Raw genomic sequence first — 20675 nt, forward strand, 5'->3', positions numbered from 1 at the left:
CGCCATCCCTGCTTGGTGTTAACGCTCGGCTTTCACCAGAGAAGCGAGCGATTTCGGCAGGGTGTCGATCTCCTTGACCAGACGCGGCAGGGAGCGCTCAAAAATTAGCTTGTTTTCGCTCAGATCGCGCAGACCGATCACTTCAAGATAGTCGCTGACGAAAATTCCCGGTTCGGTGTACGGAGCTCTTTTGAGCACCTGGTACATGCGCCGTGACAGATACAACAACGCCACGCGCAGTCGAACGTCCTCCGGCACGCGCTCTGGCCGCGCGAACTCAGGGTAGTACTGATACTGCAGGGTTTTGCACAAGGTTTCCGGTAGCTTCCAGGTGCGCAACAGTTCGGCGGCCATTTCCGCCGGGTCGACAAGATCGAACAGCGGGCCGAGTTGTGAGTTGTAGTTTTTCAGCAGCTCGACAATGACCATCCCGATTTCGCCAAGCAGGCCGATGGTTGAAATTTCGGCCGGCTTGACCCGCGGCTGGGCTTGAGCCACCACGAATGCGATGCGCGAAATATCCACTGAGCGCTTATGGATCTCGGCGAAAGCCGGGGTGTCGGGCAGGCTGTGGCGCATGCTCTCGGACATCACGATCTGATAAACCTGATCGTGCCCAAGCAGCAGCATGGCGTGATTGAGGTTGGTGATCTTGGTTTCAAAGCCATAGATCGGCGAGTTCACCGCCTTCAGCAGGCTGCTGGTCAGCGAATAGTCCATCGCCACCATATCGACGATCTCCTGGCGCGTGGTGCGATCGTCGAGCATCCTGCCGAGAAGCTCCATCGAGGAGATCGGTAGCTTCGGCACCTTGGCGAACAACTTTTGCGTCATCGGTGACTTGCTAAAGCCCGCACCACGCTCGGTACGCAGGTGATACATGGCTCCGAGCAGTTGCGCGCGTGTGTCGTAGAGCCTTTGCGCGTTCTTTCTCTGCTGCTGCAGTCGGTCCTGCGTGATGCGCTTCATGCGCAACAGCAGATAGGATTGCAGGTCCTCATTGAGGCTGGCAAAGGTCTTTTGGTTAATCACCAAAGCGGTGCCAGAGGTGCGCGCCAGGGCTGCGAAGTGCTCTTCATCCGCGGGGGCGTCAAAATCCCCGTCGCAAATCCAGTCACCGGCCTCGAAAGTCTCCGACGGCAGGCTCTGATCTTCGTTCGCGCGCAGCTCAAGGTGTCCGGAGAGGATAATGATCAAGTCCCTGCCGAGCTGGTCGGCGGTGAAAGGCCAGCCTTCAGCGTCAAACTTAACCAGTTCAGCGGCATTAAAGAGCGCGACGAGCTCGGATTCAGCAAGCTCAGGAAAGGCGCCGGACTTGTCAGCGGCTTTTAGGACCGGCGATAGGCCGTCGTTTTTGGTTGGCGAGCTTTTTTTCCAGAATCCGGGCATCACAGGACCTCAGGCAGGGTAATGGGGTATGAGTATAGAACGCACACCAACAAAATGCGTAGATTCGTTACCGGTTGCCGCAGTGCCAGCTTGCGCACGTATTGCACGGCGCGGGGTTAGGTTAGGCCACGCTGGTCAAGCAAATGGCGAATCGCGCAGCCAGCCAGGGTGAGTCCGAACAATGCGGGCATGTAACTGATGGTGCCGTTGACAGCTCGCGCCCACTTGTCGCCGCTCGGACCGGGTGGCAGCGGTGGGCGCGACGGCTCCAATGACCAGACCGCCTGCACTCCCTCGCCAAAGCCGCGCTTGCGCACCCCTTGGCGCACCGCCCGGGCGAGCGGACATTGCCGAGTGTTCATGAGATCGGAGATCTGCATCGCGCTCGGGTCCATCCGCCCGCCAGCGCCCATGCTGCTGAACACGGGCACCCCGGCTTCCAGACAGGCGGCCAGCAAGGCAATCTTGCTGCTTAGGGTATCAATGGCATCGAGTACGACATCAAACCCATTGATATCAAACTCAGGCAGGTGCTCAGCGTCAAAAAATCTCGCCACCGTCCTGAACCGCCCATTCGGGTTGATGTCCTGCAGTCGGGCGGCAAGCACCTCCACCTTGGGCTGACCGATCGTCGAATGCAGCGCAGCCAATTGGCGATTGAGGTTGGACGCATCCACCCGGTCATGATCCACCAAGGTCAACTGACCAATCCCAGCCCGCGCAAGCGCCTCCGCCGCATGCCCCCCAACGCCGCCAAGACCGACGACTAGCACCCGCGCATCAGCAAGCCGATCGCAGCCTTCGGCGCCGATTAAAATTTCGGTGCGTTGGCGCATTGGCAGTGGCTGATGCTTCTCGAGGCGCAGCACCGCGTTCGCGTTGGCTGTGGTGGCCTCGGCAATTTCCTTGGGGTCTTGATGACGGATGTCGGCCAGGGTGGTGAGGATCTCAGGCAGATACTCGGGGCTGTTGCGCTGATACTGGTGGGAGACGGCGGTCATGTCGGGGGCGTCTGTTTCTAGCACCAGGGCATCAATTGGCAGCTCTTGTGCCAGCGCCCGCAGTTTGCGTGAGCGCTCGAAGGTGAGCATGCCGCCAAAGCCGAGTTTGAAGCCAAGCTCCAGGTAGGCTTGTGCCTGCTGCAGGCTGCCGTTGAATGCGTGGGCGATGCCGCCGGGCACTTCGGCGGCGCGCAGCATTTGGATGACTTCATCATGGGCCTTGCGCACATGCAGCAGCACGGGCAGTCTGAGTTCGGAGGCCAGCGCGAGCTGTTGCTCGAAATACCAGCGTTGTTCAGTCTGGTCGGTGTCGGCGAGCGCGAAGTCCAGGCCGATTTCGCCGATGGCGGTGACATGTGTCTGCTGCAACTGGGCGCGCAGGCAGTCAATGTCCGTGGCCTGGTGGTCTGCGAGAAAACAAGGATGCAGGCCCAGCGCGGGATGCAGGGTGGGGAGCTGGTCGGATGAAGGCGCCGGGCAGCGCTCGCAGGAATTCTTGTGCAGTGGCGGGTGATCGCCGCGGCCGCAGAGCTCGAGCACGCGCGGCCAGCTGGCAGCTGTTACGCCGGGAATGACGATGGCGCTGACGCCGAGGGCCCAGGCGCGTTGCAGGACGTCGGACCGATCTTGGTCGAATTCGGGAAAATCCAGGTGGCAGTGGGTGTCGATTAGCCGCATGAGTGCTTACGGGATCAGGCTGACCAGACCAGGCTTGCCGCATCGGGGCTTACCACATCAGGTCATCCGGTATCTGATACTCGGCGTATTCGTCATCCTCTGTCGTTGCGTCCTTGGTCTTATTCCAGACCAGAATCCGGTCGGGGTCGCGTTCGCTCACGCGCGCGGCGGTGTCGGAGGGGATGAGTTCGTAAAAGTTGTCCTGGCGCACGATGGCAAGCTGCCCGGCGACGATGGCTGCGTGCTGCTGGGCGTTGACGTAGAGCCTTTTCAGCGCAGAGCCGTCGGCAAAATTGTAGGCCAAATCGCCGTCGGCGCGCGCCACGCGTTGCTGGTGAATCATCTCCCGCAGCGCGCTCTGCTCGGCTTTTTGGCGGGCTTCTTCTTCGCGCTGGCGATTGAGTTTGCGGTCGCGCTCGGCTTTCTCGGCCTCGGCACGGGCGACGGCCTCGCGGCGTTCGGCGGTTTCTGTGTCGCCGCCCTGGCGGCGCTGTTTGCGCTTTTTGGATTTGGTCTGCTTGGCCTGCTGGGTGCTGGCCAGACCAGCTCTAACGAGCTGATCCTGCAAGGAATTGCCCATGTTCGCCTCACGGTCAGGGTGCGGGACCCTGCGATCAGGTTTCAGGAAGAGATTTTGTTAAGGATACACGGCAACAGAAAAGTCTGCGCCTGTTTGCGGCACGATGCGCCGTGCTGGCTCATCCAGCGATGGCGGAAAGCAAAAAAATCCTGCTCAAATTGGTATAAACTCGCCATTTTTTGCCCCGGATCGACGCTGCTTCGGTTTCGGTGGCCCATGCCTTATCGGGAGAGAACGAATGACACGACAGAAAGCCGCATTTTACCTTGGATGCCTGCTATGCCTGCCCTTGCTTGGCTTGGGGGCCGCTCAGGCAGCGGATACGGGCTATGTGAACATGCAACGGGTGCTGAAGGAAAGCCAGCTTGGCGTTGATGCAGAGAAGCGGCTGCAGGAGCGTTTTGGTCCGAAGACGGAGCCTTTCGCCGAGGAGGAAATGGCGATCCGTCAACTGCAGCAGGGATTGGAACGCGACAAGGCGCTGATGAGCGAAGCTCAGGTTGAAAAGAAGGAGACCGAGGTGCGCGAGCGTATCCAAGCGTTCGAGAAGGACTTCACGGCCGTCCAGCGTGAACTGATGGAGGCGCAGCAGGAGGAGGCCAAAAAGATTCTTGAGCCCGCCGGGGAAGCCTTGAAGTCCATCGCCGAAAAGAAAAAGCTCTCTGCGGTGTTCGAGGCCAGCCAGCAGGGGATTCTGTATCTGGACCCGAAGACTGACCTCACCGACGAGGTCATCGAGTTGATGGACAAGAAAAAATGACCCATGGTCGCATCGGGCGGGCGCCGCGCTCGATGGCGTTGCGGCCGGATGCATCCAACCCTGACCTGAGACCTGACATGCGCCTGACCGCGCACCGCTGGGCTATACTGCTAGCGGTATTCAAACCTTAAAGAGCGCCGGCGCGAGCCGTCGCCGACCACGTGGAGAAAACACGCTGATGCTTGGAGAAGTGCACGACCTGATCCACGAGTTTCCAGATCTCGTTGGTAAAATCGATGCGATGCGCGCATCCGACACGGACTTTGCCGAGGACATGGACAGATACGACGCGCTGGACGCGCGAGTTCGCAGGCTTGAGGAGCTGGGCACGCCTGTGGCCGATGAAACCATCGAGGATCTGAAAAAAGAACGTTTGCTGCTCAAAGACCGCCTCTATGGGCGGCTGCGGAGCGAGGCCAACGCGGCGGCTCAATCCTGAAGTGCGAAGATGAAATAGATCGAATCCAACAGCGGCGTCGGCTGTGCATCGGCGCCGAACCAGAGCGCAAAAATGCGGTCGATTTCCTCTGACGCGTAGATCTGCGCCAGCCCGCGATTTACCGCTAGGCGAAAATCTGCATCGTCGCGCGCCAAGGCAAAGGCGTAGGGGTCAACGGAGAAGTCGGTGTCGATTACCTGGAAGGCATTGGTTTTGCCACTCGCGGCCACTTGGCCGATGAGTACCAGCCGGTCATCGGCAAAGGCATCGATCGCGCCTGCCTGAAGTTGCTCGCGCCCGTCCTTGGCATCCTTGACCGGTTTGAGCTCGGCGTTGATCAGGCGCTCGGCCAGCACCGGGCGCAGGCGATACTCGGTGGTGGTCTGCGGCACCACACCAATGGCTTTGCCGCCCAGGTCGGCAAGGCTGCTGATGCCCGAGTCCTTCAGCACCAGGATGCCGCCGGACTCGACAAACACCGGATAGGAAAAATCCACTTGGCGCTGGCGCGAGAGGGTCATGGTGGTGGTGCCGCAGTCCAGCTCCGCCTCGCCATTGGCAACGGCGGCGAGGCGCCTCGGGGTGTTCCCTTCGATCCAGGAAATAGCAATGCCGTCGAGCCCGAGGTCGCGCTGAATGCTGGCGACAATGCGCCGGCAAAGGTCGACTGAGTAACCGCGCGGCAGGCCGTCTTCGTCCTTGAAGGCGATGGGGTAAGCGTTTGCCGGATAGGCCACACGGATTTTCTGGCTCAGTGCGATGCGCGCAAGTACGCCGGTTTCGCTTAGCGCCACGGGCGGAGAGAGCAGTGTGCTCAGACCCAGCGCAACCTGACAGATGAGTGCGGCTGCTTGATGGCGCCGACGAGTGAGAAGCATCGCGCGGGCTCAATCCTGCGGTGAGGCGGCGCTTTGGCGGATGTGATCGCGAATCTCGTTGGGGCGCGGCAGCCCGCGCACGGCAAGCTCGGGCTCGTCGCCGGTGGTGAAGATAACCAGATCGCCGGCGCCGAGAAGGCGCTGAAGGAGCGACTGGTTAACCCGCACGGTGCGAATCGAGCCCATGTTGATTTCGGTGTAGTTCTTGGCAAGCAGGCCGTGGGTCCAGAGGATCTCGTTGCGGCGGATTTCCAGCCGGTCAGTCAGGCAGGCAAGCCAGGAGCGCAGCAGGTTGAATGCACCGATCAGGGCGAGACCATAGCCGGTAAAGGTCGCGATGGTTCGGGGCCCGATGTGAATGTTATCCCCAATCTTGATGTCCTTGAGTACCGGCAGGCTTTCGGTTAGCTGTGCCAGGTAAGGCAAGTTGCCGGTGATGGCGACGTAGAGGCCAAACACGACCACGAGCCAGGCGATCAGGGTGCCCAGGGGACGCATCCGCCACACCGACGGATTGGCTTGGTAGAGAATTTCGGACATCGAGACCTCCTGCGGGCGCCGACCCGGCGCGAATCTCCGGCATTATACCCAAACCAGAGGGGAGCCCTGCCTGTTCTGGGCCAGCATTTCCCACAACGAGATTGGGATTTTGGCTCAGCCTGATCAGGGCGATGCTGGTCAGGACGATGCTGATCAGGACGATGCTGATCAGGACGATGTTGGCGCTGGCATTAACCGGTCGCGAGATAACGCGGCACTTCCACGTCGATATCCGTGGGGGTGATGCCGAGCTCCTCCAGCCCGTTCGGTCCTGTGCAGACGCTCGCGATTTGCAGCGAGCGATAATTGTCCATGGTGAAGGGTTTTCCCGGCAGATGCTCGAACAGCCGTGCCTGACGCTGGGCGGCCTTGTCGCTTAACTCGATGACTTTGATCCTGCGCCGGCGCAGTCTGGCGGTGTAGTCCACTAGCTCGCGCAGGCTGAGCACGCGTGGGCCGCAGAGGTCGTAGGCCTTGCCTGCGCTCTCGGGGTGATCGAGTGCGCGTGCCATGGCCTCGGCGACATCGCCCACCCACACGGGCGCGAAGCGGGCGCCGGGACAGGCGAGCGGGAAAAAGCCGGGTGCGAAGTCGATCAGACCGGCGAAGCGGTTGAACAGGCTGTCCTGGCGCCCGAAGATGACCGAGGGCCGAAAGGCGGTGGTTGCGGGTGTCTCGGCGGCCAGCGCCAGGGCCTCGCCGGCGCCCTTGGATTTGAGATACTCGGAGGTCTGCGCCGTCTCCTCGCCGGGCGGGCAGGCATGCAGCGCACTCATGTGCAGCAGTCGCGGCACGCCAGCCTCGCGCGCGGCATTCAGCACCCTCTCAACCAGCGCGACATGCACCTGCTGGAAACTGGAGTTGGAGCTTTCGTTGAGGATGCCGATGAGATTGACGACCAGATCGCAGCCGGCGAATTGCTCGGCCAGGGTGGCCTCATCGAGGGATTTGACCGGCTGCAGGGTGATGCCGGGAAAGAGCTTGAGATCCCGATGGCGATGGGGTCGCCGTGTCGGCAGGTGGCAGTGGTAGCCGCGGGCGACCAGACGCCGGGCCAGTTCGCGACCGACAAAACCGGTCCCGCCGAGAATGCAAGCCTTGGAGTGTTTCTTCATAGGTGTTGCAGTGCCATGTGCCAGAGGGTTGCAGCGGCGCCGCCAGGTCAGGCGCGTGCCGCCGGATGCCCAAGTATGTCCCGATGATGGGGATGTGATGGACGGGCTATTATGCCGCCCTTTGGCGCGCACCGAAACTGACTAGGGCGCACTGATGCTGCGCCGTATTTCCGGCACTGTTGATAATCCTTATCGCGGCGCGTCTTCTGCTCGGCCCTGACTGAACGGCTCGGCCTGCTGCTCGTCCTCCAGCCACAGACGGCGGTACAAGAATAGCTCGCCCGCGGCATCGCGTAGCACCATCCGTCCGCGATCCAGCGCGAATTCATAAGGGCGGGCGGTGTCGTTGGCCGGGTTGTACATCGCGATGCGGTCGCCACGCTGCTGAATCAGCCCGTCGATAAAACCGGCGCTCGGCTGATACAGCCGAAAGCGGTAACCGCGCACGATCAACAGCCCGCCGGTGCGGCCCTCCCAAATGCCATCCAGACGGGTGGGCTGCCAGGGGCCGTCCTTGTCGCCAAACCAGCGACGGGCATCGGGCATGCCGAACTGCCGCACCGGGTCGCCAAAGCGCTCGCTCATTGGATTGTCCTGGCCCATCATGAAGGACCAGCCGGGCGAGTCCGGCGACATGGGGTTGCGCATGCCGTTTGAGAGGGCGTCGCCGGGTGAATCCTCGCCGTTAAATCCCATGGCATCCATCATGCGGGTCATGGCCTCGGCCATTGCCGCGCCGGTCGAGCGCTGCTGCTCCGCAACAGCTGGAAGGCTCAGGGCCAGGCAGACGCCGGCGATGGCGAGGGCGAGGGCAAGGACAGGCCAGCGTTCTGAGAACGCGAGTCTGCATCGATTGCGGTGGTTATAGGCTGTGGTTCGCTGTTGCATGCGTCAATGGGATGTTGGATAGAGCTTCGATTGGACCGAGCGCCCGGGTTTGATGGATTGCTGCGCACTTCGCTGTCGGTCAAGACTTGCGCACTGGCGTTAGCAGTTCGCTCAGCCGGGGCAGCGCGCGGCCAAGGCGATAATCGTAAAGCATCCGATAGGTCAGCACCCGGGCGACGTAATTGCGCGTCTCATAGTACGGGATGGTGGCAATCCATACATCCGCTTGCATCGGGCGTTCCGGCAGCCAGCGGCCGACGGCTGTTGGTCCCGCGTTATAGGCGGCGGTGGCGACCGCGTCCTGGTCGTCGAACCGTTCATTCAGGTAATCCAGGTAGGCGCTGCCTAAGCGCACATTGCTGGCCGGATCGGTCAGATCCCGCTCGTCGGGAATCGGCGCCTGGATGCGCTGGGCCACCTCGCGCGCGGTGCTTGGCAGCACTTGCATGAGTCCGATGGCATTGGCCGGGGAGGCGACATCCGGATTGAAAATGCTCTCCTGGCGGATGATGGCCAGCAGCCAGGACTGTGGTAGCCCGGTGGCTTGGGCGGCCTCTTCGGTGAGGTCGACATAGAGCAGCGGGAAGCGCAACTCGAGGTCGTCCCAGTAGCCGCTGCGGGCCAGTATCAAAATCGCCTGGGTCGGAAAGTCGAGTGCACGCGCCAGTGCTGCCGCCTCCATCAGGGCGCTGCGCTGGGCGTCGCCCTGATGGGCGCGTTCGAGCGCGCGGCCGTATTCGCGCCATTCGCGGCGGATTTCGACATCGCGGCCCAGCGCCTTGAGCTCGCGCAGGCGCGCCGCGCGCGGTGAGTCAAGCAGCTGCCCCATGCGCTCCAGACTGACGTGCGCGGGCTGATGCGCGATTTTGAGCGGCACCCCCAGACGTTCGGCGGCGAGAAATCCCCACAGGCTGCGATCCTTGGCGGCGCGGCGGTAAGCGGCCTGGGCCGGCGTCTCGCCATCGGCCATGTCCTTTTGTGCGATCTGCACCTGTGCGACCTGATCTTGCGCAGTTTGGCTTGGTGCGGATTCCTCCAGCGCGCGGCCGAGCCAGTATTGCCATTCGGCGCTGTTGCGCTCTTGCACTGGCAGGGCCTGAATCCAACGCGCCAGCGCCTCCCAGGCGCCGAGCTTGAGTCCGACGCGCAGGCGCTGTTGCTGCAGGCGCAGGCTGCCGGCGCCGGGCGGGAGCTGGTCGAGCTGCGCGAGCGCGCGCTCGCTGTCACCGCGCCCGGCCAAAGCCAGGCCCGCGGCGGCGTGCACCGGGCCGGCCGCTGCCGGTGGCAGCGCTGAGAAACGGGTCGTGAGCAGCTCCAGGGCTTCATCCGGCCGGCGTCGTGCATAATCGGCCAGCGCGGCGCCAAGGATGCGGTCCCGACGCGGATGCTGCCCCGCCGGTGGCGAAGGGAATTGACTCCCGCCCTCCGCGACCTGGAGCCGAAACGCGAGCCAGGGCTGATCGGCGGCTGGCAGATAATGGCGCTGATAGCGGGCCGTGCCATCATTACCACGCGCCAGCGCCAGCTCGATGCGTTTCCAGACCAGATCGGGGTCCAGCTGCCCGGAGTCCGACCAGGCGGAGAACAGCGGATCGCAGACATCGGGCAGGGAGCCGCCGGTCAGATAGAGGGCGTCGAGCCCAGCAAAGGCGGCATCGGCCTTGCCTGTGTGTCGCAGCGCGCGCCGATACAGGCATTCGCGGGTCTCCGAGCCGTTATCCACATAGTATTTGACGTATTCGCCCCAGCGCTTCTCCTCGGCGAGCCGCCCGAGCCACAGTCGCCGCAGGCGCTCGCCCGGGGCTGTGCCGGCATAGGCCTCGAGCAATGCCTCGACTTCCGCGCTCTGCGCTCGCCCGAGACGCCGTACAAGGGCGGCGACAGCGAGATCGGGCGCCAGCGGATAGTCCTGCAGGGAATCATTCAGGGTGGCAAAGCGGGCGAGATCGCCCTGCTTGAGTGCCCACTCGGCCTGTCCGAATCGCACCCGCGCAGCAGCGAGCGCGGCTTCTTCGTCGGTGCCCGAGCCCGCTGCGCCGTTGGTGACCGTCGGGCTGATTTCCGCGCCGGTCAAAACGCCCGCAGCGCTGGTGTCGCCAACCTTTGCAACGGTTTCGGCGACCGCTGCGGAAACGGGCGCCATTACCAGGTAAAGCGCCAGCAGAGCCCGAACGGGTAAAGCCCGCGCCATTAGAACCCGAATTTGACCTGTCTGTTGTTGCATAACAATCCTTCGAGCCATGCTCGCGCAACCGAGTCGTTCTTGTTCCCGCGTGCCTGATCCGTGAAGAATACCCGTCGAGGTTTGGATCATTGCCTCCGAGTGCCCATGTTGGTGCGAACGAAGAATTTTGGAGCCGGTTTAGGTGATTTCATCCACATCAAGCACAGAAGCCCCATCCTTGCAGCGCCTCTCGGGCCTGGTGCGCGAGGTCGGGCAGACCGAGATTCTGCCGACTTTCGGACGCACCCAAGCGAGCGCCAAAGCCGATGGCAGCCTGATCACCGAGGTCGACCTGGCCGTGCAGCGACGTCTGATCGCGGCACTTGGCAGCCTAGCGCCCGAGATTCCAGTCCTGGGCGAGGAAATGACCCATGCCGACCAGCTTAAGCTCCTGGGCGCTGGCGCCGGAAATGCCGGCTCGGCCGAAGGTTCTGCCGGCGCGGCGTCTGACATGCCGTCAGGCGCAGGGTCCGATCCACCACCTGACGCAGCCACCAGCGCCTTCTGGGCGCTGGACCCTCTCGATGGGACCAGCAATTTCGTCTGTGGTTTCCCGGCGTTCGCGATATCCCTGGCCTTGTTCCGAAACGGCCAGGTCGAGCTTGGCGTCATCTACGATCCGATCCGCGATGAATGCTTCGCCGCGCAGCGGGGGCAGGGCGCTTGGCTCAATGGCGCGCCCCTGGTGTGTCAGTCCTCCTGCGAGCGGCTGGCCGATGCCATGGCGCTGATGGACTTCAAACGGATTCCGCCCGAGCGCATGCCCGCGCTGCTCAGCAAGGGCGCCTTTCGCTCGCAGCGCAATCTCGGCTCAGTCGCGCTCGACTGGTGTTGGCTCGCTGCCGGGCGCGCCCAGGTTTACCTCCATGGCGGGCAGCGTCTGTGGGACTACGCCGCCGGCCAATTGATCGCCGCCGAGGCGGGCGTCAAAGTGCGCCTGCTCGAGCCTGGACTGGACAAGGAGGCCGGAAAACCCTCCCTTGAGCCGCGGCTGGCGATGGCGGCGGCCAATCAGAACCTGTTCGCTCAATGGTGGGCCTTCGTCGGCCTGCCTTGGCATGACTAGGCACGATGTTCGAGATGCGTTCAACACGTCAATACATTCACCCATCCAACCACGCGATTCAGCAACACGGGAGATTCTGATGACCGAAACGATCACCGACCAGGACATGGAACTGAGCAGTGGCATCGCGGCTTTCGAGAGCAAGCAGTTCTCGCGCGCGGTCGGGCTGCTCTCACCGCTGGCCGAGGCCGGCAACCCGGAAGCCCAGTACCGCATGGCGATCATGGCCCAGAACGGCCTCGGCATGATGCCCAACCCGCTGCAGGCGTTCAGCTACATGAAAGCCGCCGCCAAGGCCGGCCTTGGCACCGCGCAGCACGGTCTTGGCTTTATGTACATGGAAGGCGAGTGCGCCGACAAAAACCCGCAGCGCGCGGTGGAGTGGTTCACCAAGGCCGCCGAGCAGGGCCTGGCCGGCTCCCAGACCACGCTCGCGATGATGTACCAAGAAGGCCGCGGCGTTGAGAAAAACCCGGAAGAAGCCCGCAAGTGGTATCGCATGGCAGGCTTCGATGAGAAGGAGCTGACCTGAGCCCTCACAGCGCGCCCCCGACCGCTTAGTCGCCCGCTCAGCACCCGCTGCGTCGCCGCTCGACTGCTTCCGCCAGTTCGTGCAGCATCGGCAGGGTCTGATCCCAGGAGACGCAGCCGTCGGTAATGCTCTGGCCGTAGAGCAGATCCTGGGCTGCGGTGAGGTCCTGACGGCCGCCGACTAGGTGGCTTTCGATCATGGTGCCGATGATACGATGGTCACCACGGCCGATCTGCCGCGCCACGTCGTTGCAGACCAGGACTTGGTTTTCTGGCTTCTTGCGGCTGTTGGCGTGGCTGAAGTCGATCATGATTTTGGGCGTCAGGCCGGACTCAATAATGGTGTCGGTGGCGATCTTCACGCTCTCGGTGTCGTAGTTTGGCCGATTGCCGCCGCGCAGGATGATGTGGGTATCCTCATTGCCGGCGGTGCTGAAGATAGCCGAATGGCCTTCTTTGGTCACCGACATAAACACATGCGGTCGGGCGGCGGCATGGATGGCGTCGATGGCCACTTTCACGCTACCGTCGGTCGCGTTCTTGAAGCCCACCGGGCAGGACAGGCCCGAGGCCAGTTCGCGGTGGCCCTGGCTCTCGGTGGTGCGCGCGCCAATGGCGCCCCAGCTGACCAGGTCGGTGATGTATTGTGGGCTGATCAGGTCGAGGAATTCGGTCCCGCCGGGGATTCCCAGATTGTTGAGGTCCAGCAGCAGTTTGCGCGCCAGGCCCACGCCTTTGTTGATCGCGAAACTGTTGTCCAGGTTGGGGTCGTTGATCAGTCCCTTCCAGCCGACTGTGGTGCGCGGCTTTTCGAAATATACCCGCATGACCACCAGCAGCTGATCGGCCAGCTCGCGGCGCGCGGCTAGCAGATGCTCGCCGTATTCCATGGCCGCGTTGGGGTCGTGCACCGAACAGGGGCCGGCTACCACCAGCAGGCGGTCGTCTTCTGCGTGCAGAATGCGCTGAATCTCGGCACGGGTGCGATAGACGGTGTCCGCCACCTGATCGGTAATCGGGAATTGCTGGTGCAGATCCTTGGGCGCGATCACCTCAGTGATGTTGCGGATGCGCAAATCGTCGGTTGCGTGGCTCATGGTCGGGACATCGGGGGCGGCGGAAATCCGCTAGTATAGCGAAATTTGCACAGATGCTTAGAGAGGGATATGAAGTCTTCCGGGCAATCAAATGACGACTCGCCAAAAAGGCGCCGCGGAGTAAGGCGCGCCGCGCGCGCGGGCGAGCCGGTGCAAGAACGCGACATTTTCGCGGCGCCGAAGCGCCAGCGCGAGGCAGATGGGGCGGAGGTCATCGTCAGCGCCGAGCTGCGCAAGCCCAAGGTGTATCTGACCGCGCCGGCGACCGTGGAGCATGTGGATCTGCGCAGCTTCATGGGGCGTTGGTACGAGATGGCGCGCCTGCCGTATTTTACCGAGCGCCGCTGCACGGCCAATGTGATGGCCGATTACCGCATGAGCGAGGACGGGGTGATTCACGTCGACAACCGCTGCCGCTACAAAGACGGGCGCATTGGCCAGGCCAACGGCGTGGCGCGGGTGCTGGACGCCGGTCGCAACGCGCGTTTGCAGATCAGCTTTCGCATGCTCTACGGCGTTTACGTGTTCTGGGACGATTACTGGGTCATTGGTTTGGGTGCCAACTACGACTATGCGCTGATCGGCCAGCCCACCAAGACCCGCGCCTGGGTGCTGGCCCGCGACCCGCATGCCAGCGATGCGCAGGTCGATGCCTGGCTCAAGGAGTTTGCCGATAAGGGCTTTCCGGCAGGGAATTTTCTGCGTACCCGCCAGGATGATAGCCAGCCGGAGGAGATCGCTCAGCGCCTCGCTAACTGACCGACGCCCGCTAAGGCGGCGTTGATGATCTCCAACTGAACGGAGGGATCAGCATGGGTGCGCTCGGCAGGCATTTCGCAGACCGTTCGGCACAGCCAGTCGGTGGGGGACTCGAAGTCGCAATGGCTGGCTTTGGGAATCGGTGTCAGGCGCAGATTGTCGATTGCCTGGTAGAGCGCAGCAGCGTTGTTGTTCGCGTTGCAGTTGGTCGGTGCACCGGCTAAAGCAACCACCGGCAGCTTGAGTTCCGGAGCCACTCCCAGGCCGAGTTCCTGGCTGTCGACCAGATCGAGCGTCAAGACCCCGATCGCTCTCGGGTCGTCATGCGCGGCCAGCAGCGCTGCGAGCGCTCCGGCGGAGAATCCCGCATAAATCACCCGGTTCGCCTTGAGATGGCGGGCCAGTGCGATCATGTCTTGACTGTTTTGGACATGACCACCGCTGATCGGCGAGTCATGGCGCGAGTCCAGCGTCGCAACCGGGTAGCCAGCATTCGCCAGCGCCGTTGCAAGCCCGCTCATGTTGCGTTGGTTGCGCAGAAATCCATGTGCCAGCACGACCAACGGCATTGTTGTGTTGTGATCATTCCCCTCAGCCCCCGTCGAGAGGGCCTTGCCGGTCTGCCTGGCGGGTTCGTACAGGCGGTAGTCCAGCGCCGGGCCATCGGTCAGAGTGAGCCGATGCTCCGTGATTTCAGTGCCAGCAGCTGGGGAAACCGGCGTTTCTAAAGGCTTGTCCGCGCCCAGCCAAGCACAGCCGGCGGGAATTAGCGCAGCCAGCATGCCCAAGACAATGGAGTACCTGCTCATCTGGCTGAAATAGGCCCGACACTGCGCCAGCTCAAGGTGCCCGCAGCGCGCGCGCATGGTCATGTAGTCATGGCGGGCGATCGTGGTAGGCTTTGCCCATGCCAAGATCGACGACTTCTCGAACTTCCGCCACCTCTGCAACCGGCTTACCGGTGCGCATTCGCCGGCGCACCGCGGGCGATAGCATGCCGCGCGAGCTCAATGCGTTGCTGCACTCGCTGTATCGCAATCGCGGTGCCTGTCGCGAGCAGGGCCGGACGCTTGCCGATCTGCATCCGGCTGAGCAGTTGCGCGGCAGCCAGGCGGCGGCGGACCTGCTGGCGCGTGCTGTGCTCGAGCGCCAGCGCATCCTGATCATCGGTGACTACGACGCCGATGGCGCCACCGGCTCGGCCGTGGCCTTGCTCGGGCTGCGCGCGCTCGGCGCGGCGGAGGTCGATCACCTGACACCGAGCCGCTTCGCCGACGGCTACGGGCTGAGTCCGCCGGTGGTGGATGCCGCCGCGGCGCGCTCCCCGGACCTGATCGTCACCGTCGATAACGGCATCGCCAGCATCGCCGGGGTGGAGCGCGCTAATGCGCTGGGGATACCGGTACTGATCACCGACCATCACCTGCCGGGTGATTCTCTGCCCGAGGCGGCCGCCATTGTGAACCCCAATCAGCCCGACTGTGGGTTTCCGAGCAAATCCCTGGCGGGGGTTGGAGTGATGTTCTATCTGCTGGCCGCGACCCGCGCCTGCCTGCGCACCCGGGGCTGGTTCGGGACCGGGCGCCCGGAGCCCAATCTGGCCGAGCTGCTCGATCTGGTCGCGCTCGGCACCGTGGCCGACGTGGTGCAGCTGGATCACAATAATCGCATTCTGGTCGAGCAGGGGCTCGCGCGGATTCGCCACGGGCGCTGCCGTCCCGGTCTGCGTGCGCTGCTCGAGATCGGCGGGCGGCGCATCGAGGAGGTCACCGCGCGCGATCTGGGCTTTGTCGCCGGGCCGCGGCTGAACGCTGCCGGGCGCCTGGAAGACATGTCCATCGGCGTCGAATGCCTGGCGACCGCCGATCCGGTGCGTGCCATGCAGCTTGCGCGCGAGCTCGACGCGCTCAACCGTCAGCGCCGCGAGCTGGAATTCGACATGCGCGAGCAGGCTGAGATGCTCGTCGCCGACTTGAGCCAGCAGCAGGACGCGCTGCCGCCCGGGCTCTGCCTGTTCGGCGAGGACTGGCATCAAGGTGTCATCGGCATCGTCGCCTCGCGCCTCAAGGAGCATTATCACCGACCGGTTATCGTCTTCGCTCGCGCCGATGCCAACGCTGATACAGGCGCCGGTGCTCACTCCGGCAAAGGCCTGCTGCGTGGCTCGGCGCGTTCCGTAGACGGACTACACCTGCGCGATCTGCTCGCCGCCATCGATCATCACCATCCTGGCCTGATGGAGCGTTTCGGCGGCCATGCCATGGCCGCCGGCCTGACCCTGCCCGAGGCCCATCTGGACGCCTTTCGCGAGGCCTACTTCGAGGCCGTCGCGGCCGAGTTGGGCCATGCCCCGCAAGAGCGCGAAATCCTCTCCGACGGCGAGCTGGCCAGCCCGCTCATGTCGCTTGAAACCGCCGAGGCCCTGCGCGTCGCCGCGCCCTGGGGCAAAGGCTTCCCCGAGCCCGTGTTCGACGGCGAGTTCGCCGTCTCCGAGGTGCGGGTCATCAAGGACCAGCATCTCAAGCTGCGCGCGCGCGCGCCGGACGGCACCGCCATTGACGCCATCGGCTTCAATCTCGCCGCCTGCAAGGCCGGCCTGGGCCAGCAGGCGCATCTCGCCTATCGCCTCGATGTCAACGACTACCGCGGCCTGCGTCGCCCGCAACTGGTGCTGGAACATGCGCAACCTGCTGCTTAGACTCAATCATGGGAGTCCGTCCCGACAACCGGGACGCGTCGTCCTGGGTGAAGTGGCAAGATGAAAGTGAGCGTTGAAGTGATCGGGCAGGACGATTCCGATGACGCCCTCGCGGACAGCACGCAGCCGAAAAGCGCGCACCCGGGGCGCGCGGATGGCGGCGACTCGGACATGGAGCAGGCTGCGGACCTGGGCCCAAGTAAAAGCGCCATCAAGCGCGAGCATCGTGCCTTACAGGACCTGGCCGAGCAGTTGCTGCATCTGCCGCGCGCAGAGCTGGAAACCTTGGAACTGGACGCCAAGACCTGGGAAGCCATCGACGAGACCGCCCGCATCAAGGACAAACGCGCTCTGGCACGTCACTACAAACGCATCGCCAACTGCCTGGCGCGCCTGGACCAAGAACCGCTCAAGGCGTTGCTGGATAAGCGCGAGCAGGCCGAGCGGGCCGCCAAGGCGCGCCACCACCAACTCGAGCGCTGGCGCGAGCGTCTGATTGCGGAGGGCGACGCCGCGCTTGGTGAGTTCCTGACCCAACACCCCCACGCCGAACGCCAGCCCCTGCGCGCCCTGATCCGCTCCGCCCAGCGGGACGCTGAACGCGGTAAGCCCGACGGTCCGCGCAAGCTGTTCCGCTATCTGCGCGATTCAGTTCAGCTGGCGAGCGATCCTTAGATGCAGCTCAGCGGCCGCAGCAGACTTTGTATTTCTTGCCACTGCCGCAGGGGCAGCGTTCGTTTCGCCCCGTTCCGGCTCATCCATCTCCAGCGTCGACTGTAATTTCGCGATCGCTTTTTCTCTCTCGCTGTCTGGCAGGATCGCGAGATTCCAGCACATTTGGCCGATGCTCGCGGCTTTCTGGAGCTGTCGCCAATGACGCCCATACTGGTTTAGCAAGCTGAGGGTAATCAGCTCGTTTTCTCCAGCTTGTATTGTTGATAAAGAAAAATGAATGACATAATCGGCAAAAAAACATCAGTCCAAAAGATAACTCCAGCATTGCCGGGAGCGAAGTTGTGCTCTGTGATCATTTGATATATATGTCCCCCAGCGGCGCCCCAAAGAAAAAATGACGGACCAATTACCGAAGCAGCCCGAAAGCCCAGGTTTTGTTTAAATGCAAGTATCCCGGTAATTCCGAATCCCAAACTTGCGTAACCCACCTCATATTGAAACGGGCTGTTCTTCCATCCAATAAAAGACGCGGCCATATCAGCGAAGAAGACGTGCATGACAAAATTGTATAAAAAGCTGACACCAATACTAAAAATAAGAAAGTAAGAAAAAAGTGCCTCAACTACTTGATGTTTGCTCAAAGGCTTCGGTTTTAGCAAAAGAACTATAATGGAAGACAAAAAGCCGATTACCAAAAAAGTAAGTGTAAAGTTGCTGAAAATAAATTCTATAAAATGCGCTATCATTTTAAACTCCTACCTCGCTTATTTTTGTTGATACGCAGATATTGCGCCTAACGCCAGCCTTAGCCGCCGCGAGCGTAGCGAGCGGTCGGGCTGGAGGCACTTGTTAGCCGATGATCTTTTCGTATTCATCGTGCTGGCCGATCCAGAACCAAACGTAGCCATTTGGTGCCTCAACTGCCAATGCACGGTAATCCAAGGTAACTCTCGCTGACCACAATGCTCCCACCTTCTTGAAGCGCAGAGACGGGTGGCGTGGATTATCTCGCAGGAGAGCGTAAGCGGCATCAGCGCGCCGCCGGATGTCCTGCGGTAGTCTGTGGTCATACCATTACCCATAACTATCCCTGACGCTGCGGTAAGCCTCCAGCGCCATGACAAAATCGGGGATGCGCTGCAACCCAATCCAGAGCGTCTTCGGTCCCGGGAACCCATCGGATTTGCGGTTGAGAAAGCCGCCCAGGGAGGCGACCATGCGCACCATGGTATCGAGCGAGGGCGGCTGCTCGGGTGGCGCTTGTTTCTGGGTGACCAGATAGACCGCCTTCCATTCCTCCTCGGCAAAGACCGCATCGCAAGGCAACTCCGGGCACTCGCGCCCGAGCATGGTCAGGTACAGCACCCGCCACGCGATGATCATGTACAAAGCGAGCGCCGGCTCCAGGCGCTCGCGCGTCTCGAGCTGCAGCTCCTCGATGCGGCAGCCACTTTTTAAGATCCGGAAAAAAATTTCCACTTGCCACCTGCAAAGATACCAGGAGAGCGTCTCGATGGCCTCTTGGGCGCTCTGCACCGCCAGATTGGTCAGCAACAGCCAGTTGAGTGGCTCCTCGCCGGCGGGCGGATTGACCTCGGTGGCCAGCAAAGCCGTGACCGTGACATCGGGCAAGGTGCGATCCGGGCGCCAGGGTGCCTTCAGGGTCACGCGCACCACCTTGATCTCCTGCGTGACCTGGCGTGCTTTGGCCCCCTTGGTGGCGGGACGCTCGAAGGTGATCTCGGTGAGCACCGGGGCGGCGTCCAGGGCCTCATTGAGCTTTCTGCCATCGGCCAAGCAGCGGTCGCGATGCTGCACCCGTACCAGCCAATCGGCGCTGTTCTCGGGGATGGGCGCTTCAACAAACAGGTCGTAGATGTCGCCCTCGCGATCGGCAACATAGGTCAAGCGCGTGTCGCTCAGTTCCTCGGCCAGCGCATTGACGCGCGCGTAGCCATCGACCCAGCGCACGCTTTCTTTCTCCTCCAGTGGGCGGCGCGAGTCTTTGTCCTGGCCCAGGCTACCGGGCTCGCGCACAAAAGTGTGCAAATCCAGCAGCCCCAGCGCGAGGCGCTCGGGCGTGACCGCCAAGGTGGGATGGATGTACATCCCATAGCGGCTCTCAAAGTTCAGTGGCCCAAGACCGACAATGCCTTTTTTGGTTGTATAGTCCAGCTCGCTGGTATCTTGGATACACAGCACCCGCGGATGCTCGCGCAGACGTTCTTCGGTACAAGCAAAATGGGGTGCGAGGATCTGCTCGGCGGTGACCGTGGGATGATCGAAAAAGCGATAGGCGGCCCGGGTCTCATACCAACCGTTGCAAGCCCCGGGAATACTTTGTGTCGGCTTGGCGCCGAGGGTTTCAAGCACCTGTTGGGCGCGATGATTCAGGCGCTTGTCGCCCAGAGAGATGTCCTGCAGTTCAGAGGCCAGCGCGATCATGCCACCACCCCCAGGGCGGCGCGGAAGTCCGCCGCCAGCGGGTAGACATAGATCGCCTTGCGCGGCAGCGCGGCCCGATGGGTGCGGTCGCACTTGCCGCGCCCGGTGGTTTCGCCCAAGTCGTGCCAGTTGGCGGCACGGTAACAGGTCCCGGCAAAGCGTGGGGTCTCGACAAAGGTCTCCAGCAGCACCAGACGCTCGCCATAGCGGGCGGGAAAGTCGACACTGACTTGCCGCGCGGCCAAGGACAGCACCTTGGAGGCGAGGTGTTTGACCTGCACCCAGGGCAGGATGAGGAAGCGGGCGTTGTTGAGCACCCGTCCCAGGTGTGCTTGGCGCTGCGCGGGCGTCCAGCCAATCCAGCGGTCGCGGGCAGCGACTTTCCAGGCCGCCGCGCCAAAGCCGATGGCGCCGAGCAGACCGCCATCCCACTGGATCAGGTAGCGCAGCTGCGCACCAGGCAGGGGACTGTAGCCGAGGTAGTGGTAGCGCTCGATCAGGCCGTTCCATAATTGCGAGGCCCTTCGATCATCAACGCGCGCCAGGCGCAAGCCGCTGAGCGCGCGCAGCGGGACGGACACTGGGATCGGTTCGGGCCGGGACTCGGGGCGCGGGACGAAGCGCCGCCCATTGCCATTGCCGCAGGTCGGTGGCGGCAGCACAATGAGCCCGGCACGATGCAACCGCAGCAGTCCCACCCGGGCACTCATGAGCTTGGGGCGGCCTTGGATATCGGTCCACTCCAGCGCGCGGCACACCCGCCGAGCGATCTCCGCGCGCAGCGGCGGCTGCGCCAGCGCGATCTCCTGGCGAATGCGCGCTAAGTCGGTCTCGTTGAAAGGGCGCCCACATAAACGGCTTGGAATCGCTTGGTCCATGGTCTCCCGTCCCCTTGCTGAAGATGAAAGGGCA

At 62.7% G+C, this 20675-nt stretch carries 21 protein-coding genes; 7 read left to right on the top strand and 14 right to left on the bottom strand.

The features are described from left to right. Window positions 1–18: 18 nt before the first annotated feature. The 3 genes from Thiosp_RS05460 to Thiosp_RS05470 form a co-directional block, all read right to left on the bottom strand. Window positions 19–1389, bottom strand: a complete 1371-nt coding sequence (locus tag Thiosp_RS05460; protein WP_201068916.1) for an HDOD domain-containing protein — start codon at window positions 1387–1389, stop codon at window positions 19–21. A gap of 116 nt (window positions 1390–1505) precedes the next feature. Further along, window positions 1506–3068, bottom strand: coding sequence for a TatD family hydrolase (locus Thiosp_RS05465; RefSeq protein ID WP_323696850.1), 1563 nt, complete (start codon window positions 3066–3068; stop codon window positions 1506–1508). A 49-nt stretch (window positions 3069–3117) separates the two neighbouring features. Then, window positions 3118–3648: a DUF2058 domain-containing protein gene (locus Thiosp_RS05470; protein WP_201068915.1), complete on the bottom strand. Its 531-nt coding sequence runs from the start codon at window positions 3646–3648 to the stop codon at window positions 3118–3120. A 238-nt stretch (window positions 3649–3886) separates the two neighbouring features. Between Thiosp_RS05470 and Thiosp_RS05475 the strand changes: the two genes are divergently transcribed. Both Thiosp_RS05475 and Thiosp_RS05480 read left to right on the top strand, forming a co-directional pair. Continuing rightward, on the top strand, window positions 3887–4408 hold the full coding sequence (locus Thiosp_RS05475; RefSeq protein WP_207188146.1) for an OmpH family outer membrane protein: 522 nt from the start codon (window positions 3887–3889) through the stop codon (window positions 4406–4408). Between the two features lie 178 nt (window positions 4409–4586). Then, window positions 4587–4847 (top strand): YdcH family protein, encoded by a 261-nt coding sequence (locus Thiosp_RS05480; protein ID WP_201068913.1) that lies wholly within the window; start codon window positions 4587–4589, stop codon window positions 4845–4847. Here Thiosp_RS05480 and Thiosp_RS05485 read toward each other — a convergent pair. From Thiosp_RS05485 to Thiosp_RS05505, 5 genes are all read right to left on the bottom strand, one after another. Beyond that, complete coding sequence (locus tag Thiosp_RS05485; protein ID WP_201068912.1) at window positions 4838–5725, bottom strand: amino acid ABC transporter substrate-binding protein; 888 nt, start codon at window positions 5723–5725, stop codon at window positions 4838–4840. The genes Thiosp_RS05480 and Thiosp_RS05485 overlap by 10 nt on opposite strands. 9 nt (window positions 5726–5734) lie before the next feature. Next, window positions 5735–6265, bottom strand: coding sequence for a PH domain-containing protein (locus Thiosp_RS05490; protein ID WP_201068911.1), 531 nt, complete (start codon window positions 6263–6265; stop codon window positions 5735–5737). 191 nt (window positions 6266–6456) lie between these two features. Beyond that, entirely contained in the window at window positions 6457–7380 is a 924-nt protein-coding gene (locus Thiosp_RS05495) for a complex I NDUFA9 subunit family protein (RefSeq protein WP_201068910.1), read from the bottom strand. 189 nt (window positions 7381–7569) lie between these two features. Continuing rightward, window positions 7570–8268, bottom strand: a complete 699-nt coding sequence (locus tag Thiosp_RS05500) for a hypothetical protein (RefSeq protein WP_201068909.1) — start codon at window positions 8266–8268, stop codon at window positions 7570–7572. A 79-nt stretch (window positions 8269–8347) separates the two neighbouring features. Continuing rightward, on the bottom strand, window positions 8348–10492 hold the full coding sequence (locus Thiosp_RS05505; RefSeq protein WP_201068908.1) for a transglycosylase SLT domain-containing protein: 2145 nt from the start codon (window positions 10490–10492) through the stop codon (window positions 8348–8350). Between the two features lie 142 nt (window positions 10493–10634). On the opposite strand from Thiosp_RS05505, the gene Thiosp_RS05510 reads away from it, so the two are divergent. Beyond that, window positions 10635–11558 carry an inositol monophosphatase family protein gene (locus Thiosp_RS05510; protein ID WP_323696851.1) on the top strand — a complete coding sequence of 308 codons (924 nt, stop codon included), beginning with the start codon at window positions 10635–10637 and terminating at the stop codon, window positions 11556–11558. 79 nt (window positions 11559–11637) lie between these two features. After that, window positions 11638–12090, top strand: a complete 453-nt coding sequence (locus tag Thiosp_RS05515; protein ID WP_201068907.1) for a tetratricopeptide repeat protein — start codon at window positions 11638–11640, stop codon at window positions 12088–12090. Between the two features lie 37 nt (window positions 12091–12127). Here Thiosp_RS05515 and Thiosp_RS05520 read toward each other — a convergent pair whose 3' ends face one another. Next, window positions 12128–13186 (bottom strand): 3-deoxy-7-phosphoheptulonate synthase, encoded by a 1059-nt coding sequence (locus tag Thiosp_RS05520; protein WP_201068906.1) that lies wholly within the window; start codon window positions 13184–13186, stop codon window positions 12128–12130. A gap of 69 nt (window positions 13187–13255) precedes the next feature. Here Thiosp_RS05520 and Thiosp_RS05525 point away from each other — a divergent pair, with 69 nt between their 5' ends. After that, a complete protein-coding gene (locus Thiosp_RS05525) occupies window positions 13256–13945 on the top strand; it encodes a lipocalin family protein (RefSeq protein WP_274607977.1) in 690 nt (229 codons plus the stop codon). Here the strand turns inward: Thiosp_RS05525 and Thiosp_RS05530 are convergent. After that, entirely contained in the window at window positions 13927–14859 is a 933-nt protein-coding gene (locus Thiosp_RS05530; RefSeq protein WP_201068904.1) for an alpha/beta hydrolase, read from the bottom strand. The genes Thiosp_RS05525 and Thiosp_RS05530 overlap by 19 nt on opposite strands. Here Thiosp_RS05530 and recJ point away from each other — a divergent pair. Continuing rightward, window positions 14853–16643, top strand: a complete 1791-nt coding sequence (recJ, locus tag Thiosp_RS05535) for a single-stranded-DNA-specific exonuclease RecJ (protein ID WP_242518974.1) — start codon at window positions 14853–14855, stop codon at window positions 16641–16643. The two genes, Thiosp_RS05530 and recJ, sit on opposite strands and share 7 nt — an antisense overlap. A gap of 60 nt (window positions 16644–16703) precedes the next feature. Next, a complete protein-coding gene (yjgA, locus tag Thiosp_RS05540; RefSeq protein WP_323696852.1) occupies window positions 16704–17318 on the top strand; it encodes a ribosome biogenesis factor YjgA in 615 nt (204 codons plus the stop codon). 233 nt (window positions 17319–17551) lie between these two features. Here yjgA and Thiosp_RS05545 read toward each other — a convergent pair whose 3' ends face one another. From Thiosp_RS05545 to Thiosp_RS05555, 4 genes are all read right to left on the bottom strand, one after another. After that, window positions 17552–18064, bottom strand: a complete 513-nt coding sequence (locus Thiosp_RS05545; RefSeq protein WP_201068903.1) for a DUF6790 family protein — start codon at window positions 18062–18064, stop codon at window positions 17552–17554. Between the two features lie 103 nt (window positions 18065–18167). Continuing rightward, a complete protein-coding gene (locus tag Thiosp_RS24930) occupies window positions 18168–18365 on the bottom strand; it encodes a ParE family toxin-like protein (protein WP_430738960.1) in 198 nt (65 codons plus the stop codon). A 27-nt stretch (window positions 18366–18392) separates the two neighbouring features. Continuing rightward, window positions 18393–19763: an IS4 family transposase gene (locus tag Thiosp_RS05550; RefSeq protein ID WP_323696488.1), complete on the bottom strand. Its 1371-nt coding sequence runs from the start codon at window positions 19761–19763 to the stop codon at window positions 18393–18395. Further along, on the bottom strand, window positions 19760–20641 hold the full coding sequence (locus Thiosp_RS05555; protein ID WP_323696489.1) for a DUF4338 domain-containing protein: 882 nt from the start codon (window positions 20639–20641) through the stop codon (window positions 19760–19762). Before Thiosp_RS05555 ends, Thiosp_RS05550 begins: the two co-directional genes overlap by 4 nt. Window positions 20642–20675: the final 34 nt, after the last annotated feature.

It is taken from the genome of Thiorhodovibrio litoralis, assembly GCF_033954455.1.
GTDB lineage: Bacteria > Pseudomonadota > Gammaproteobacteria > Chromatiales > Chromatiaceae > Thiorhodovibrio > Thiorhodovibrio litoralis.

Coding starts and splice junctions, on each gene's coding strand:
- Thiosp_RS05500 (WP_201068909.1), bottom strand. CDS start 8,268: ATGCAACAGCGAACCACAGCCTATAACCACCGCAATCGATGCAGACTC.
- Thiosp_RS05490 (WP_201068911.1), bottom strand. CDS start 6,265: ATGTCCGAAATTCTCTACCAAGCCAATCCGTCGGTGTGGCGGATGCGT.
- Thiosp_RS05505 (WP_201068908.1), bottom strand. CDS start 10,492: ATGCAACAACAGACAGGTCAAATTCGGGTTCTAATGGCGCGGGCTTTA.
- Thiosp_RS05495 (WP_201068910.1), bottom strand. CDS start 7,380: ATGAAGAAACACTCCAAGGCTTGCATTCTCGGCGGGACCGGTTTTGTC.
- yjgA (WP_323696852.1), top strand. CDS start 16,704: ATGAAAGTGAGCGTTGAAGTGATCGGGCAGGACGATTCCGATGACGCC.
- Thiosp_RS05545 (WP_201068903.1), bottom strand. CDS start 18,064: ATGATAGCGCATTTTATAGAATTTATTTTCAGCAACTTTACACTTACT.
- Thiosp_RS05485 (WP_201068912.1), bottom strand. CDS start 5,725: ATGCTTCTCACTCGTCGGCGCCATCAAGCAGCCGCACTCATCTGTCAG.
- Thiosp_RS05470 (WP_201068915.1), bottom strand. CDS start 3,648: ATGGGCAATTCCTTGCAGGATCAGCTCGTTAGAGCTGGTCTGGCCAGC.
- Thiosp_RS05555 (WP_323696489.1), bottom strand. CDS start 20,641: ATGGACCAAGCGATTCCAAGCCGTTTATGTGGGCGCCCTTTCAACGAG.
- Thiosp_RS05525 (WP_274607977.1), top strand. CDS start 13,256: ATGAAGTCTTCCGGGCAATCAAATGACGACTCGCCAAAAAGGCGCCGC.
- Thiosp_RS05465 (WP_323696850.1), bottom strand. CDS start 3,068: ATGCGGCTAATCGACACCCACTGCCACCTGGATTTTCCCGAATTCGAC.
- Thiosp_RS05520 (WP_201068906.1), bottom strand. CDS start 13,186: ATGAGCCACGCAACCGACGATTTGCGCATCCGCAACATCACTGAGGTG.
- Thiosp_RS05475 (WP_207188146.1), top strand. CDS start 3,887: ATGACACGACAGAAAGCCGCATTTTACCTTGGATGCCTGCTATGCCTG.
- recJ (WP_242518974.1), top strand. CDS start 14,853: ATGCCAAGATCGACGACTTCTCGAACTTCCGCCACCTCTGCAACCGGC.
- Thiosp_RS05480 (WP_201068913.1), top strand. CDS start 4,587: ATGCTTGGAGAAGTGCACGACCTGATCCACGAGTTTCCAGATCTCGTT.
- Thiosp_RS05460 (WP_201068916.1), bottom strand. CDS start 1,389: ATGCCCGGATTCTGGAAAAAAAGCTCGCCAACCAAAAACGACGGCCTA.
- Thiosp_RS05515 (WP_201068907.1), top strand. CDS start 11,638: ATGACCGAAACGATCACCGACCAGGACATGGAACTGAGCAGTGGCATC.
- Thiosp_RS05550 (WP_323696488.1), bottom strand. CDS start 19,763: ATGATCGCGCTGGCCTCTGAACTGCAGGACATCTCTCTGGGCGACAAG.